This is a genomic window from Micromonospora sp. NPDC049529, from assembly GCF_055586685.1.
On sequence record NZ_JBVJHT010000025.1, the window covers coordinates 26,267 to 42,132 of the forward strand.

Sequence of the window (15,866 nt, forward strand, 5' to 3'; positions counted from 1 at the left end):
CTAATGACCGCCACCGGGCGACCGCGAACCAATAGGCCCGTTCCGGTCCCGGCCGACCCCTCGGGGGTCCGGAAATCGTCCGCCGTCGAGCCCATCCGGCGCGGCGACATCGATCGAGGTCACCGCCCTTTCCGGCCCCGGAACGGCAGGCAAGGCCATCCCATCCTGGAACGGGTCGGATTTCTGCGCCCGATTTGTCGGCGACACGCACTCAAGCTGCCTCTCCTGAGCGGGCGCACATAGTCCAATACTCTCTGTGACCGGTAGACCAGACGGGCAACAGCCAGGGAAACTTGACCCGGGCCAGGCCGATGGCGGCGAATCGCCGACCGCCGAGCAGTCGACCACCGGCGGCGCCGCGCCGACCAGCGATCCACCGACGCCGCCCGACCGACCCGACCCGTGGGCTCCGCTGCCGACCCCGGAGCAGACCGTCATCAGGGAGCCGACCGCCACCGCCGCCGAGTCCTCGGCCACCGCACCTGCGACCACCGAACCGCCAGTGACCGGAACGGCCGCCCCCGAACCGGCAAGCACCGGAGCGGCCGTACCCGGGGTGGTGGGTTCGCCGTGGTTGGCCGGGCCGGTGTCCGCCGGGATCGAGCCGACCACCGGCGCACCCCGCAACACCGTGCCGCAGCGGGTACCCCGGATCGCCGACACCGGACCGCGTACGGTCCCGTCGGTCGACGGCACGGCGACCGCCCCGACCGGGGCCACGGTGCCGATGCCCGCGTCCGCCGCCGAGGACGAGGAGGACTTCTGGCTGCCGATCGAGCAGGTCAACTGGGACGGCACGCCGGCCCGCCCCGACCCGGACGAACGACCGCGACGGCTCTGGTCGTTCCCGACCCGGCGTACACCGGACGGGCAGCCGACCCCGCCGCCGAAGCCACCGCGCCGACCGGCGTCCGGACTGGCCGGGCTGGTCCTGCTGGCCCTGCTCTCCAGCTTCTTCGCCTGGGTCAGCGTGGAACCGCTCTGGCTCGCCTTCGGCCACGGTGACCTGGGCACGGCCACGGTGATCGACTGCACCGGGCAGGGCATCGGCCAGCGCTGCCGGGGCGAGTTCATCTCGGCCGACGGCCGGTTCAGCGCCGAGGGCATCCGGCTGGCCGGGGTGCCGGCCGAGGACAAGCTCGAAGGCTGGCAGCTCACCGCGCGCATGATCAGCGGAAACAGTGGCACCGCGTACGTCGGCACCGGTACCGGGACCCTGCACCTGCGCTGGGGGCTGGGGCTGACCCTGGTGCTGCTCTGCGGGGTCGGCATCGTCTGGGCGACCGGGGCGGGCCGGCTGCCGAGCCGGGCCGCCCGCCGGGGCGCCGTACTGGTCGGATTCGCCGGCCCGCTGGCGATCACCGCCGGCTTCCTCGCCGCCACCTTCTGAGCTGCCGGGGACAACGGCTCAGGTCGTGCTGTGCACCACCGCGTAGACCTCGCGGCGGCGCAGGCCGTACCCGGTGGCGACCTCGGTGATGGCGTCGCGCCGGGAGACGCCCGCGGCCTCGCGGTCGGCCACCGCCGCGCGCAGGTCCGCGTCGCTCGGGCGGACGGCGGGTGTCGCGGTCGCACCGGCCACCACCAGGGTGATCTCGCCACGCGGGTCACCCTCGGTGGCCCAGGTGGCCAGCTCGCCGAGCGGTCGGCGCAACACCTCCTCGTACGTCTTCGTCAGCTCGCGGCAGACGGCGGCCGGACGGTCGGCGCCGAACGTGTCGGCGAGATCGGTCAGCGTGCCGGCGACCCGGTGCGGCGCCTCGAAGAAGACCAGGGTGCGTTCCTCGGTGGCGAGTGCCCGCAGCCGGGTACGGCGCGCGCCGCCGGTGCGGGGCAGGAACCCCTCGAAGCAGAACCGGTCGACGGGGAGCCCGGAGAGGGCGAGCGCGGTGGTCACGGCGCTCGGTCCGGGGGCGGCGGTGACCGGTGCACCGGCGTCGACCACGGCTCTGACCAGCCGGTATCCGGGGTCGGAGACGCTCGGCATGCCGCCGTCGGTGACCAGTGCGACCAGTTCGCCGGCCAACACGGCCTCGACCAGCGCGGGCGTACGGCGTTCCTCGTTGCCCTCGAAGTAGGAGATGATCCGGCCCTTGATGGTGACGTCGAGGTCCCGGGCGAGCCGGGCGAGTCGACGGGTGTCCTCGGCGGCGACCACGTCCGCGCTCCCGAGCATCTCCCGGAGTCGGGTGGAGGCGTCGGCGGGGTTCCCGAGCGGCGCACCGAGTACGACAAGTCGCCCGATACCCGACATATCTTCCACCAGAAACGTCCCCTCATCGATACACGTAAAAATGACAGGTTGGCGTAGGACGCCGTCGCCCGCTCCCGCAGCCTACGATCGCGGGGTGACCATGGCGTCGACAGCGCATACCGAAAGCCGCGACAGCGATCGCGATCACTCGGGCGGTACGGCCACCGAACCACCGAACGCTCCCCCGGGCGGTTCGACAGCGGCCGGACCGGAGACGCCCGACGCCGGACCGGGGACACCCGGTGGTGGCGGCCTGCCCGCGATCCTGCGACGCCGCCTGGTCCCGTTCGACACCCGACTGGAGCCGTACTCCTGGCTCGCCACCCTGCTGGTGGTGGCCATCGCGGCCGTGGTCCGACTGGTCGGGCTGAGCCACCCCAAGGGCAAGATCTTCGACGAGACGTACTACGCGAAGGACGCCTGGGGCCTGGTCAGCAAGGGCGTCGAGTGGAACTACAAGGACAACGGGCCGTCGTACGTCGTCCATCCCCCGCTCGGCAAATGGCTGATCGGCATCGGCGAGTGGGCCTTCGGCTACTCCGACGCCGACGGCAACATCGTCTCCGCCGGGCACATCATGACCACGTCACCCGAGTTCGGCTGGCGCTTCTCGGCGGCCATCATCGGCACCCTCTCGGTGCTGCTGATGGTCCGGACCGCCCGTCGCCTCTTCGGCTCAACCGTGCTCGGCTGCGCCGCCGGGCTGCTGCTCGCCCTGGACGGCTTCCACGTGGTGCTCTCCCGCACCGCGCTGCTCGACATCTTCCTGCTCTTCTTCATCTTCGCCGCGTTCAGCGCCCTGGTCGTCGACCGGGACCACCGACGCCGCCGCTGGCTGAGGGCGATCGAAGCCGGTCTCGACCCGAGCACACCCGGTCGCGCCGGCCGGCTGCCGCTGCGGTTCCCCGACAGCGTGCCGTGGTGGCGACTGCTCGCCGCCGTGCTGCTCGGCTGCGCACTCGCCGTCAAGTGGAGCGCGCTGTACTTCGTACCGGCCTTCGCCCTGCTGGTCATCTTCTGGGAGGTCGGTGCCCGCCGCTCGGCCGGCGTACGGCGCCCGTGGCGGGACGCCCTGCTCGGCGAGATCGGCTGGCTGGCCCTGGCCGGGGTGCTGATCGTGGCCACGTACATCGCCAGCTGGTCGGGCTGGTTCGTCACCGACCACGGCTACTTCCGGCACTGGTTGGCCGACTCGGGCAAGTCCGAGCTGCCGGTCATCGGGGCGTTGCAGAACCTGTGGCACTACCACGTCGAGGCGTACAAGTTCCACACCACGCTGGTCACCCCGCACGTCTACCAGTCGTGGCCGTGGCAGTGGCTGCTGCTCGGCCGTCCGGTCGCGTTCTACTGGTCCTCCGACGGCGGCTGCGGCGCGTCGAGCTGCGCCGCCGAGATCCTGCTGCTCGGCACCCCGATCCTGTGGTGGTCGTTCCTGCCCGCGCTGGCCGCGACCGGCTGGCTCGGCATCGCCCGCCGCGACTGGCGGGCCGGGGCGATCATGCTCTGCGTCGCCGCCGGTCTGCTGCCCTGGTTCTGGTACGCCTTCGACGGCCGGACCATGTTCTCCTTCTACACCGCCCCCGCGCTGCCGTTCCTGATCCTCGCGGTCACCTACGTACTCGGCGCGATCATCGGCCCGCCCAGGCCCCCCGTGCCGGCGGCGACGGCGGTACGCGCCCCGGTCCCGGCAACCGACGGCGGCACCGGACCGGCCACCATCGGCCGGTCCGAGGAAACCCTGCCCGCCGAGCTGTCGAACCACCCGGCCACGTCCGATCCCGGCGGCCTGGACCGGCGTACGGTCGGCGTCATCATCGCCGGCGCCTACGTTCTGCTGGTGGCGATCTGCTTCGCCTACTTCTACCCCGTCTTCGTCGGCCAGGCGCTCCCCTACGCCGAATGGTCCGCCCGCATGTGGCTCGGCTCCCGCTGGATTTGAAGAGCTCTCGCCACCCTCGCCACCCTCTCGCCCCGTTGATCATGAAGTTAGCGCAGGGTTTCGACGATTTCCGACGCGCTAACTTCATGATCAACGAGGTGAGGGGGCGGGGGTGGGGGCGGTGGGGGTGAGGAAGGGCGGGCGGCGGGCGTTGGTGAGCCAGCGCAGGGCCCATTCGACCGGGCCGTAGCGGAAACGTCCCAGCCAGAGGTTGCTCAGTAGGAGCTGTGCCGCGAACACGACCCCGACGAAGGCGAACAGGGCCAGCGGGGAGAACGTACCGGCGAGACCGAGGCCGACGCCACTGAAGACGACCAGGCAGATCGCGGACTGGGACAGGTAGTTGGTCAGGGCCATCCGACCGGCCGGGGCGAGGGCGGCCCGGACGGCGGCCGTACGCGGATTGTGCATGATCCGCAGCAGGGTGGCGACGTACGCGGCGGCCAGCAGTGGCGCCGTCGCAACACTGGCTCCGACACCGAGGGTGTTGCCGTTGCCGCCGAGTGCGGTGTAGACGACCGATCCGATCAGCCCGACGGGGAATCCGATCCACTGGATCCGGCGCAGGACGGGCTCGTTCCCGGTGACCCCTGCCAGCCACTGTCGGCGGCCGGCGACCATGCCGAGCAGGAACAGACCGAGCGCGGTCGGGCCCTGCAGGGTCACCGCCTGGAGGACCAGCAGCGGCAGACCGGCCAGGTGTGCCCCGATGTTGGCCTCCCAGCCACCGAGCAACGCCCGGGTCGCCTCCGCGCCGTTGGCCAGCGCCTCGGCCTCCCCGGGTATGAACGCCGACCGGTCCACGAACAGGGCACTGGCGATCAGGCTGACCAGCACGAGGGCGTACAGGCCGATCGCGACCCGGATCGCGGTGCGGTCCCGTACGTCGCGCATCAGCAGCAGGACCAGACACGCCACCGCGTAGGTGGTGAGCACGTCACCGCCGTTGAGGAAGACGGTGTGCAGGGCGCCGAGGACGAAGAGTCCGGTGATCCGGCGGAGCATCCGGGTCGAGAAGGCGGCTCCGGCCCGGCGCGCCGACTCCATCTGGAGGGTGAAGCTGTATCCGAAGAGGAACGAGAAGAGCACGTAGAACTTCATGTCGACGAAGACGGACGACAGTGCGCGGACGAGGTTGTCCAGGCCGGAGTCGAAGTTGGGGTCGGTGACCAGGTTTCCCGGATAGCCCGACGCCATGAAGGTGACGTTGACGGCGAAGATCCCCAGGAGCGCGAAGCCCCGGACCGCGTCGACGTCGAGAACACGTTTGACCAGACTCTGCGTACTCACACTGACCCTCCCCGTAATCTGCGTATGCGCTACACCGTACGAGATACACAGTACCGGGATCTAGAGTAGGGACAAGACCCGGTCAACGGACGAGGGGAACCCGACAGTGGCGCGACAGGCGCTTCCACCGGTGGTGGCGCGGATGTGGGGTCGCGAGACCGCATCCCGGCACGGGCCCCGGCCCAGCATCGACCTGGGCAGCATCGTCGAGGCCGCGATCGGGATCGCCGACAGCGAAGGGCTGGAAGGCGTACGGATGAGCAGCGTCGCCAATCGCGTCGGAATGGCGACGATGTCCCTCTACCGGTACGTCGGCAGCAAGGACGAACTACTGACCGTGATGGTCGACGCCGCCACCGCCGAACCACCTCCGCTGGACGGGCGGCCGTGGCGGGACTACCTCACCGCCTGGACCCGGGCCAACCGCGACCTGCTCGTCGACCGGCCCTGGCTGCTGTCGGTCACCAACCGCACCCCGCCGGCCGGGCCACGGGCGCTGCGCTGGCTCGACCGCGCACTCGCCGCCCTGCACGGCACCGGACTGAGCTTCGGTGAGCGGATCAACATCGCGACCACTCTCACCGGCTACGCCGCCAGCCAGGCGAACCTCACCCTCGGCATGACCGGCGGCGCCGAGGCCACTGCGGGCGGGGACGGCGCCATCGGTGGGCTGGCCGACTACGGCGACGTCCTCGGTCAGGTCCTCGACCCGGAGAGCTACCCGGAACTGAGCAGCGCGGTACGGGCGAACGCCTTCGGCGCCGCCGAGGAGTGGATCGACGACGCCGATTTCACGTTCGGGCTCGACCTGCTCCTCGACGGCGTCGAGGCTCTGATCGACCGCCGCTCCGGGGCGGGATCGACCGGGATCTGACGACGGTCAGACGACGTCGACCGGGATCTGACGACGGTCAGGCGACGTCGATGAGGACCTTGCCGACCGCGCCGGCTTCGACCGCCGCGTGGGCCGCCGCCGTACGGTCGAGCGGGAAGTGGTGCAGCGGCAGGCCGGCCGCCTCGCCGACCCGGAACGCGCCGGCCGCCACGGCGGCGGTGACGTCCTCGACGGCGTCCTGCTTCGCCGCCTCGGGCACCGTGTAGACCAGCACGAACCGGTAGCCGATGTTCTTGACCATCAGCGGGCGGACCGGCAGCGTCACCTCGCCGTGCTCGTCGGTGGCGTAGACCGCGATCGTGCCGGCGGGGCCGGTGACGGCGTGGTTCAGGGCGGCGTTGGCGCCCGGGGCTACCTCCACGACGATGTCCACCCCGGCGGGTGCGAACTCGCGGATCTCGGCGGCCGGGTCCCCGGTGCGGTAGTTGACCACCAGGTCGGCGCCGGCCGCCTGCGCCAGCTTCGCCTTCTCCGGTCCGCTGACGGTGCTGACCACCGTCGCCCCCGCCCATGTGGCGAGTTGGATCGCCGCGTTGCCGACCGCACCCGCGCCACCGGCGACGAGCACGACCCGGCCGGTGAGGCTTCCCGGAGCCAACCGTCGTGGGCCGGCGTCGCCGACGGTCAGGCAGCGGTGCGCGGTCAACGCCGGGATCCCGAGGCTGGCCCCGAGGTCGAAGGAGGCGTCGTCGGGCAGGGCGACGGCCTGGCGCGCGGGCAGCGTGACGTACTCCTGGGCGGTGCCGTCGGCGCGCTGCCAGGATGCCTCCCACAGCCACACCCGCTCGCCCACCCGGTCGGCCGGGACGCCCTCGCCGACCGCGTCGACGACGCCGGCGCCGTCCTGGTTGGGCACGATCTCCGGGTACGCGAGCGCGCCCCCCAGAGCCCCGCGCCGGGCCTTCCAGTCGGTCGGGTTGACCCCGGAGACCGTGACCCGGACCCGCACCTGCCCGGGACCGGGCTCGGGGACGGGTCGCTCGATCGGATGCAGCACGTCCGGGTCACCGGGTTGTGTGTAGATGATGGCCTTCATGGGTCGAGACTAAGGATCGACCGTCCCGCGCCCACGCCACCGGCCGGTGACCGCCCTCACATGCTCAGCCGTCCCGGTGACCGGCCGCCCCGGGGTTCAGTGCCGCGACCAGGCGCTCCGGGTCGTCGACCGTGACGGTGACCGCCGGGTGTCGCAGCCAGTGACCGGGGATCAGTCCGGGGACCGGTTCACGGAACCGGATGCAGACCCCTTCGGCGGTCGTGGTGCCGAAGCTGAGTCCACGGTCGGCCATCGAGAGGCGTGGGCCGATGACCCGCCACCACCGGTATGGGCCGGTGCGCTCGGCGTGGGCGATGTTCGACCGCGGGGTGTCGAGCCGCCACGGGCCGTACCGGACGACGAGGGTGTCGTCGAGGGTGATCCGGGCCGTGGCGGGGCGGACGCAGACGAGCGCCAGCGGCAGTCGGAACGGCGGCGCGAACGCGAAGTCGAACCGCAGCGCCGATGGCCCGCTCACCGTGGTCCCCCCACGGGGCCACGGGCATCGACGAGTGCGCACTCCGCCCACATGGCGGGAGGCACGGAACACGATTCACGTCCGGTTCGACCCACACCCCGCCCTACCCGCTCATCACCGTTCGACACCCCGGATCGCGTCGATCTAGGGCGAATACAGGCTTGATGATCTCCGATCACCACCATTTGCCCTAGATCGCGGGTGGTAGGGGCGGAGGGGGAATAGGTGCGCGCCCCGATCGCCTGCCACGGGGGAAGCGGGCGATTGGGGCGCGCACGATGAGCTTAACCATGCCTGTTCACCGAACACAACGGGTGATGTTGAGTCAGATTTCCGACCGCCGCCCCTGCACTCAGAAGCCATGAATAGTGCAGTACGTGACAAAGCTGCGCCGGGTATCTCGCTCCCGAGCCCTGCCAGCACCCCCGCCAAGCGCGCGTTACCGCTGGTGGGAGGGGTTGTCGGTCGCTCAGTGACCGACCCCGCGTCGATCGTCGGATTCGCTACTGAAACATCGGCGTTACCGCTGATCGTCGGGCCCGGTTGAAGCGGATGAACGGGCGGTGAACCCGCCGTCACCGACGCCGGCGATTCCTTCCCGCGTGACCCGCGGGTGCGCCGAGCTGTCGACCTGCGGGCCCTCCATCTTGGAATCCCGGAGGAGAACCATGTCCGACCTAGCTGAGCGCGTCAACGCGCTGACGATCCCGTCCACGGACCAGGATCTGGGGCTGCTGTCCAGGCAGATGCCCGTACTACCGACACCGACCACCAACCGGCGGCGCGCCCGCGAGCTGCCGGTCGAGCCACGGTGGTACCAGCGGGCGATCTTCTACGAGATGTTCGTCCAGGCCTGCTTCGACGCCAGCGGGGACGGCTTCGGGGACCTGCCCGGCCTGACCACCAAGCTGGACTACCTGAAGTGGCTGGGCGTCGACTGCCTGTGGCTGCCACCGTTCTACGACTCCCCCCGCCGCGACGGCGGTTACGACATCCGCGACTACCTGACCGTCGCCCCGGAGTTCGGGACCATAGACGATTTCGTGACGCTGATCGACGAGGCGCACGCCCGGGGCATCCGGGTGATCACCGACCTGGTGCTGAACCACACCTCCGACACGCACGAGTGGTTCCAGCAGTCCCGGCAGGACCCGACCGGGCCGTACGGGGACTTCTACGTCTGGCGGGACACCGACACCGAGTACGCCGACGTCCCGATCGTCTTCTGCGACAGCGAGCCGTCGAACTGGACCTACGACCCGGTCCGGCAGCAGTTCTACTGGCACCGCTTCTTCGCCCACCAGCCGGACCTGAACTACGACAATCCGGTGGTCCGCGAGACCATGCTCGACGTCGTGCGGTACTGGCTCGGGCTGGGCATCGACGGGTTCCGGCTGGACGCGGTGACGTACCTGTACGAGCGGGAGGGGACCGACTGCGCGAACCTGCCGGAGACGCACGCGTACCTGAAGCGGTTGCGCCGGACGGTCGACGAGGAGTTCCCCGGCCGGGTCCTGCTGGCCGAGGCGAACCTCTGGCCGGCCGACCTGGTCGACTACTTCGGTGACCCGGAGACCGACGGGGACGAGTGCCACATGGCGTTCCACTTCCCGGTGATGCCCCGGATCTTCATGGCCGTACGCCGTGAGTCCCGCTTCCCGATCTCCGAGATCATCGCCCAGACGCCGCAGATCCCGCAGGGCTGTCAGTGGGGCACCTTCCTGCGCAACCACGACGAACTGACCCTGGAGATGGTCACCGACGAGGAGCGCGACTACCTCTACGACGAGTACGCCAAGGACCCCCGGATGCGGGTGAACCTGGGTATCCGGCGCCGGCTGGCTCCGCTGGTCAACAACGACCGCAACCAGATCGAACTGTTCACCTCGCTGCTGCTCAGCCTGCCCGGCTCGCCGGTGCTCTACTACGGTGACGAGATCGGCATGGGCGACAACGTGTGGCTGGGCGACCGCAACGGGGTCCGTACCCCGATGCAGTGGTCCCCGGACCGCAACGGCGGCTTCTCCAACGCCGACCCCGGCGCCCTGTTCCTGCCGGTCAACCAGGGCCCGGTGTACGGGTACCAGGCGGTCAACGTGGAGCGTCAGCTCGAACAGCCGGCGTCGCTGTTGCAGTGGACCCGACAGATGATCGCGGTACGCAAGCAGCACCCCGCGCTCGCCCTCGGCTCCTTCCGTGACCTGGCCGGCAAGAACTCGGCCGTGCTCGCCTTCCTGCGCGAGTACGACGGGCCGGACGGGCACGAGGTGGTGCTCTGCGTACACAACCTGTCCCGGCATCCGCAGCCGGCGCAGCTGCCGCTGGGCAGTCGGTTCATCGGTCACCTGCCGGTGGAGCTGACCGGGCAGACGTCGTTCCCGTTGATCGGATCTCGGCCGTACCAGCTCACGTTGCCCGGTTACGGCTCGTTCTGGTTCCAGATCACCAGCAAGACCCCGAAGCAGCGTACGTCGCCGACGGATTCGCTGGTGGCGGCCGGCTGACCGGGTCGGCGGGACCGGGGACGGGAAACAGGGTGGAAATAATTTAACCATCGTTCACGCGCGAGTGGGGCCAGATGAAATCCAGCTGCGTCCATATAGGTGCCAGGCAGATCGCCTGCACCAACGGATGGAGCCGTGATGACCCGTACCCCCCTGCGCTGGGCCACCACCCTGCTGGCCACCGCCACCCTCGCCGTCCTCGGCCTCGCCAACCCGGCCCACGCCGCGACCGTCTCGCAGCCGCTGCGCACCATGCTCGCGAACCTGCCGGTCGCCACCGAGATTCGCACCGGCTACGACCGCGACCTCTTCCCGCACTGGGTCGACGCCGACGGCGACGGCTGCAACACCCGTTACGAGGTGCTGATCGCCGAGGCCACCACCAACCCCTCGGTCGGCTCGGGCTGCACCCTCACCGGCGGTCGCTGGTTCTCCTACTACGACGGGGCGTACTGGACCAACCCGTCCGACCTGGACATCGACCACGTGGTGGCGCTGGCCGAGGCGTGGGACTCCGGCGCGCGGTCGTGGACCACCTCCCGGCGGCAGTCGTACGCCAACGACATGGGCGACGTACGGGCCCTGATCGCGGTCACCGACAACGTCAACCAGTCCAAGGGTGACCAGGACCCGGCCACCTGGGTGCCGTCCCGCGATGTCTGCCGTTACATCGGCGAGTGGGTCGCGGTGAAGACCCGCTGGCGGCTCACCGTCGACACCGCCGAGAAGAACGCCCTGACCAGCCGCGCCGCCTCCTGCTCCAACATCACCCTCACCGTCACCCACGCCTTCTGACCGTTGACGTACGGGGGCCGGTGCGATCCACCGGCCCCCGTACGACGGCACGGGAAGGTCAGATCGGCGGTGCGGCCGGCTCGGGCGGGTGCCTGCGGCCACGAAGGGTGTCGACCGTGGCGACCGCGGCCAGGACCAGGGTCGCCGCCGCGGAGGTGACCTCCGGTGGCAGGTGGACGACCGCGGGCGTGATGGCGCCGAGCACGAGGATGCCGATCAGCCTCGGTCGGGTCACCCGGCCGAAGACGACGTACTCGAAACCGGAACGTCCGGCCAGGAACAGCGCGGGCCCGCCGGTGATCCCCGCTATCCAGGCCGGCGCGGGCGCACTGGTCGGGTGTTCGATGATGAGGGTAAACCCGACGGCGGTCAGGATGACGCCCGCCACCATGACCGTGTGCAGGTACGACGCCTGTTGACTGAGCCGGTGCGGATCGCGGGCGGCGGCGATGGCCGGGGCCAGCTGGCTTCCGGCGCGGTAGATGTAGAGCCGCCACATCAGCGCCGCACTGGCGAACGAGAGCACCAGCACGACCGTACGAGCGAAGGTGAACCCCTCGAAGCCGCCGCCGGCAAAGGTCAGTCCCATGATCAGCACAATTTCGCCGAGCGCGACGATGAAGACCTGCCGGTATCGCTCGGCGAGGTGGGTCTCCGCGATCGCCAGCTCCCAGCCGGGTGCGCGGCCCAGCCCCGGGGTGGGCCAGCGAAAGGCCGCCGACACGTAGTCCACCGCCAACGCGATCAGCCACAGCACCCCTCGGGTCCAGCCGTGCGTGAACCCGCCCCCGATCCAGAACAGGGCGGCGACGGCGGCCCAGAAGGCGGCCCGCTGGGACCGTTGCGGAAGTTTCGTGCCCCGCGCGGTGATCATGATGAAGATTCCCCGGCTGAAATTGATCACCAGGTACACCAGCGAGAAGAACACACCGTGTCCGTCGAGCCCCTGCGGCACCACGATCGCCATCAGCAGGATGCCGAACATCACCAGGATGACGTACAGCTGGACGCTCGGGTGCTGCGGATCGAACTGGTCGGTCAGCCACGCCGTCGTCACCCAGATCCACCACAGGGCGAGCAGCAGCACGAACGCCTCGAAGGCGCCGCGCCAGTTGAGTTTGTCGATCAGCAGGTGGGTGAGCTGGGTCAGCGCGAAGACGTACACCAGGTCGAAGAACAGCTCCAGGAACGCCGGCTGCTTCGGATCCTCGGACTTGCGAACGGCTCCGCCCCGGGCCATTTTCCGATTCTCGCCCGGCCGACCCCGCCCCGTGACCGATACCGCCCGAAGGGACCCCTCATTCCGGTGCCGGCCGGTGCAGGACCGGTACGGCGGCGAAGGTCGTGGCGGCCGAGCGCACCTGACGCGGCCAGCGCGAGTCCGAGGCGATACCGAACACCGCCCGCCGGATCACCGGCGCACCGGCCAACTCGCCCAGCACCGCCAGGCACTCGGCGGCCAACGGGCGCTCACCGGCCTGCCAGTGCCGCAGCAGCGCCGCCAGGATCATGTCCCGTACGCCGTCCGACATCGGGATCCCGGCACCGAGCAGCCGCCCGGCGGCCAGCACCTGCGGCCCCGTCCCACCGGCCAACCGGGTCAGCGTCGCCTCGCTCGCCCGACCGGCCCGCGCCAGCGCGTACGCCGCCGTACCCCGGGTCGCCGGGTCGGCCATCAACGCCAGCCACTCCGGCTCCAGCCACGACCGGGCCAGCGGCCCCGCCGCCAGGTACTCCGCCACCGACCTGGTCAGCGGCTCGGCGTCGGCACCGCGCGGAACGTACAACCCGGTCGCGACCAGCAGGGCGCGGACCCGACCGGGCCAGTCCCGCAACAGGCCGCCCGGCGGGACCGGAGCGTGCTCGTTCGTCCACCCGACCGCCGCACCAACCGCCGCACCGTCGCGCAGCCAACCCGCCGCGGCCGCCTCGCACAAGCCCTCGACCTGCTCGTCCAGCCAGGCGGCGACCGTCGTACCCGAACCACCCCGGCGGCCCAGCGCGGCGCCGGTCTCCTCGACCGCGCCCGCGCCGCTCTCGACCAGGTGCGGGACGAACCGGTCCAGCAGTTCCGCCGGGCCCGGCGGCAATCCGCCCGGCCGACCCTCCCAGCTCAGCGCCGCGAGCGTGACCAGCAACGGGTTGCCGGTCAACCCGCCCAGCTCCACCCGGTCCAGCTCTGTCCGGAACCGGTCGCGGTCGCCGGCCGCCCGGTCCGGATCGGCCACCCGGTCCCGGAACCACCGCTCGGCGAACGTCGACAGGTCGGCCGGGTCGAACGGCAGCAGGTGATACTCGGCGAAGTACGTCCGCAGCGCGGTCGCCTCCTCCGCCGCCAGCGGGCGGGTGGTGAGCAGCAGCCGGTACGGGTGGTCGGAGCGGGCCGCCCACTCCCGCAACTGCCCCAGCACCCGCGAACGCACGTTCGGGTCGACGATCCGGTCCACCCCGTCGACCAGCACCAGCCAGCGGCCCGACCGCCCCGGCGGCTGACCGGTCAACACCGTCGGCAACCCGAACCGGTACGCCTCGGCAAGCGCCTCCGGCAACGACCGGTCGACCAGTGCCGTCGCCGGCAGGGCCAGCCCCACCTGCTCCGACGCCCCGGTCCGGCCCCGACCGTTGCCGGTGAAACCGCGCGCCAGCTCCCGTACCGCGTGGCCGACGAAGGTGGTCTTGCCGCTGCCGGCCGGCCCCACCAGCAGCAGGTGCGCGTCGGTACGGAGCAGCCGGTCGGCCTCGAACGCCGGCACCGGCCCGATCGGACCGACGCCCGGCGCGACCCGTTGCCGTACGTAGATCGCGGAGAGCGCGGAGACCGAACCGTCGAGGAACTGGTACGCGTGCGCCGGTACCGCGTCGCGCTGGGCGGCCACCAGGGCGCGTACCGATTCCGTGGTCTCCGAGGTCCGGCCCGGCCGGCGGCGCTGCCAGGCGGCACTGCCCCCGATCATCGCCAGTACGGCGATCGTGCTGACCATGATCGACGATATGTTGTCGAACCGCTCCAGCCACTCGAACAGGTCGAAGTCCATCAGCCGGTCCGGCTCGCCTGGAAGTCGTACCGGCACCGTTCGCAGAACCGGCCCCGGCGCCGGGTGCCGCACTCCGGGCACTCGTCGGGCAGCGGGGCGACAACCGCGTCGACCGTACCCGTGGAGCGTTGACCGGGCACGCCCGGCACCCCGCCACCGGTCGGGCCGGGGACGCCGTTGCCGGACAGGGACGCGTCGTTCGGGGCACTGAAACCGGTCGGACCGGCGGTGTCCCAGGACCGGGTGTGGTGGCCGGTGACGGTCGGCACCTGCCAGTGGCCGGGGTCGACGTCCGACCGGAGCCGGACCCGCCCCGAGGCACCGTCCTCGATCTCCACCACCCGGCCGAAGACGGCCAGCTTGTCGTGCGCACCGGCGGCGTGCGCCAGCGCCACCGCCCGCCCCATCAACGTCTCGGCGTCGGCGAGCCGGCGCTCGTCGAACGCCTCCCAGGCAGCCCGGATCGCCACCGCCAGCTCCTGCTGCCGGGTGTAGTGGGCCACCGTCGGGTTGATCCCGGTGTACCGGGCGATGTCCTCGGTCCACTCCACCGCCACCGCCGTCTGCCCGACCTCGGCCAGCCCGACCGCGTCCGGCCGGTCCCCGTCGGCCGGCTCGGCCGCACCCGGCACCAGCAGGCTCAGCCAAGCCACCCGGCGGGTCTCGTTGGCCGCCATCGGCTGCACCGCCAGCCCGATGTGGTAGTCCCGGTGCCCCTCGCCCCAGGACCCGATCGGATAGTCGGTGGTCTGGGCGTCGACCGGTTGGGCCAGCTCGGCGAGGTCGGCGATGGTCGGGTACACCTGCTTGACGAAGCGGACCCCGGCCAGCGCCGAGGTCCGTACGCGCAACCGCACGTCCGCCGCCTGCTGGCCGAGCGCACCGGCGATGAGCTGGGTGAACTCGGCCGAGAGCCGGTCGGGGTCCTCCACCGGCACGACCGGGTTCGCGCCGAGCGCGTCAGCGATCCGGAGCAGCTCGGTCCCCCGCCAGGTGTGCACCCCCGGCCGCTCGGCGATCGCCCGGCAGTCCACCGTGTACCGGCCGGCGCACTCGGCCAGACCCGCGTCCAGTTCCTCGACGGGTTCGCTCTCGTTGCGCCCGTCGGTGAGCAGGATCGCGTGCCGTACGCTGCCCGGCGCATCCTCGAAGATCCGCGCCGCCAGCCGCAGCCAGCTGCTCATCGCGGTGCCGCCCCCGGCGCTGGTACGCCGCAACGCCTCCTTGGCGGCGGCCCGGCTGGTGTCGCTGGCGACCGTCAACCGGGCCGCCCCCGGATAGATCATCTCCGCCACGTGGGTGCCGGCCACCACGGCGAACCGGACCCCGTCCGGCAGCGCGTCGATCGCCGCGACCGCCGCCCGCCGGGCCTGGATCAGCTTGCTCGTCGGTGACCCCATCGAGCCCGAACAGTCCAGCAGGATCACCTCGGCCAGGTGCGGGGCGACCGCCCCGGACCGGCCGTCGCCGTCGGTCGCACCCGTCGACCGGACCGTGGCGACGACGTCGACCAGCGTCCCCTCGGTCGGCAGGTACATCTCGTAGTGGGTGCTGATGTCGAAGTTCGGGCCAGCGCTCACCGGCGCACCTCCCCGGCTCGGTTCGGGCGATGACGGCGCGACGTCGCGCGGGATCGGAAA

General features: G+C 71.2%; 12 protein-coding genes. 5 read left to right on the top strand and 7 right to left on the bottom strand.

Going from position 1 to position 15,866, the window contains the following annotated elements:
- Positions 1-256: 256 nt before the first annotated feature.
- On the top strand, positions 257-1,390 hold the full coding sequence (locus ACZ6QQ_RS32205) for a hypothetical protein (protein ID WP_465881411.1): 1,134 nt from the start codon (positions 257-259) through the stop codon (positions 1,388-1,390).
- Positions 1,391-1,408: 18 nt separating this feature from the next.
- Here the strand turns inward: ACZ6QQ_RS32205 and rsmI are convergent, their stop codons facing one another.
- Positions 1,409-2,254, bottom strand: coding sequence for a 16S rRNA (cytidine(1402)-2'-O)-methyltransferase (gene rsmI / locus ACZ6QQ_RS32210; protein ID WP_465881412.1), 846 nt, complete (start codon positions 2,252-2,254; stop codon positions 1,409-1,411).
- A gap of 100 nt (positions 2,255-2,354) precedes the next feature.
- On the opposite strand from rsmI, the gene ACZ6QQ_RS32215 reads away from it, so the two are divergent.
- Positions 2,355-4,193, top strand: coding sequence for a dolichyl-phosphate-mannose--protein mannosyltransferase (locus tag ACZ6QQ_RS32215; protein WP_465881501.1), 1,839 nt, complete (start codon positions 2,355-2,357; stop codon positions 4,191-4,193).
- A gap of 90 nt (positions 4,194-4,283) precedes the next feature.
- Here the strand turns inward: ACZ6QQ_RS32215 and ACZ6QQ_RS32220 are convergent, their stop codons facing one another.
- The gene (locus ACZ6QQ_RS32220) at positions 4,284-5,483 is read right to left on the bottom strand and encodes a DUF418 domain-containing protein (protein ID WP_465881414.1); all 1,200 of its coding nucleotides are present in this window, start codon (positions 5,481-5,483) and stop codon (positions 4,284-4,286) included.
- A 106-nt stretch (positions 5,484-5,589) separates the two neighbouring features.
- Here ACZ6QQ_RS32220 and ACZ6QQ_RS32225 point away from each other — a divergent pair, with 106 nt between their 5' ends.
- Complete coding sequence (locus ACZ6QQ_RS32225; RefSeq protein ID WP_465881415.1) at positions 5,590-6,357, top strand: TetR/AcrR family transcriptional regulator; 768 nt, start codon at positions 5,590-5,592, stop codon at positions 6,355-6,357.
- A 37-nt stretch (positions 6,358-6,394) separates the two neighbouring features.
- Here the strand turns inward: ACZ6QQ_RS32225 and ACZ6QQ_RS32230 are convergent, their stop codons facing one another.
- Positions 6,395-7,414: an NADPH:quinone reductase gene (locus ACZ6QQ_RS32230; RefSeq protein WP_465881416.1), complete on the bottom strand. Its 1,020-nt coding sequence runs from the start codon at positions 7,412-7,414 to the stop codon at positions 6,395-6,397.
- A 64-nt stretch (positions 7,415-7,478) separates the two neighbouring features.
- Complete coding sequence (locus ACZ6QQ_RS32235) at positions 7,479-7,892, bottom strand: hypothetical protein (protein ID WP_465881418.1); 414 nt, start codon at positions 7,890-7,892, stop codon at positions 7,479-7,481.
- A 668-nt stretch (positions 7,893-8,560) separates the two neighbouring features.
- On the opposite strand from ACZ6QQ_RS32235, the gene treS reads away from it, so the two are divergent.
- Positions 8,561-10,396 (top strand): maltose alpha-D-glucosyltransferase, encoded by a 1,836-nt coding sequence (treS, locus tag ACZ6QQ_RS32240; protein ID WP_465881419.1) that lies wholly within the window; start codon positions 8,561-8,563, stop codon positions 10,394-10,396.
- 138 nt (positions 10,397-10,534) lie between these two features.
- On the top strand, positions 10,535-11,191 hold the full coding sequence (locus ACZ6QQ_RS32245; RefSeq protein WP_465881420.1) for an HNH endonuclease family protein: 657 nt from the start codon (positions 10,535-10,537) through the stop codon (positions 11,189-11,191).
- A gap of 58 nt (positions 11,192-11,249) precedes the next feature.
- Here ACZ6QQ_RS32245 and ACZ6QQ_RS32250 read toward each other — a convergent pair whose 3' ends face one another.
- The 3 genes from ACZ6QQ_RS32250 to ACZ6QQ_RS32260 are packed head-to-tail and all read right to left on the bottom strand — an operon-like array spanning position 11,250 to position 15,806.
- Entirely contained in the window at positions 11,250-12,431 is a 1,182-nt protein-coding gene (locus tag ACZ6QQ_RS32250; RefSeq protein WP_465881422.1) for a low temperature requirement protein A, read from the bottom strand.
- Between the two features lie 58 nt (positions 12,432-12,489).
- On the bottom strand, positions 12,490-14,226 hold the full coding sequence (locus ACZ6QQ_RS32255) for an NACHT domain-containing protein (RefSeq protein ID WP_465881423.1): 1,737 nt from the start codon (positions 14,224-14,226) through the stop codon (positions 12,490-12,492).
- Entirely contained in the window at positions 14,226-15,806 is a 1,581-nt protein-coding gene (locus ACZ6QQ_RS32260; RefSeq protein ID WP_465881424.1) for a VWA domain-containing protein, read from the bottom strand. Before ACZ6QQ_RS32260 ends, ACZ6QQ_RS32255 begins: the two co-directional genes overlap by 1 nt.
- Positions 15,807-15,866: the final 60 nt, after the last annotated feature.

Bases quoted from the DNA above. Each gene is read 5' to 3' on its own strand.
- ACZ6QQ_RS32230 (WP_465881416.1), bottom strand. From the start codon at position 7,414: ATGAAGGCCATCATCTACACACAACCCGGTGACCCGGACGTGCTGCAT.
- ACZ6QQ_RS32245 (WP_465881420.1), top strand. From the start codon at position 10,535: ATGACCCGTACCCCCCTGCGCTGGGCCACCACCCTGCTGGCCACCGCC.
- ACZ6QQ_RS32255 (WP_465881423.1), bottom strand. From the start codon at position 14,226: ATGGACTTCGACCTGTTCGAGTGGCTGGAGCGGTTCGACAACATATCG.
- rsmI (WP_465881412.1), bottom strand. From the start codon at position 2,254: ATGTCGGGTATCGGGCGACTTGTCGTACTCGGTGCGCCGCTCGGGAAC.
- treS (WP_465881419.1), top strand. From the start codon at position 8,561: ATGTCCGACCTAGCTGAGCGCGTCAACGCGCTGACGATCCCGTCCACG.
- ACZ6QQ_RS32215 (WP_465881501.1), top strand. From the start codon at position 2,355: ATGGCGTCGACAGCGCATACCGAAAGCCGCGACAGCGATCGCGATCAC.
- ACZ6QQ_RS32250 (WP_465881422.1), bottom strand. From the start codon at position 12,431: ATGGCCCGGGGCGGAGCCGTTCGCAAGTCCGAGGATCCGAAGCAGCCG.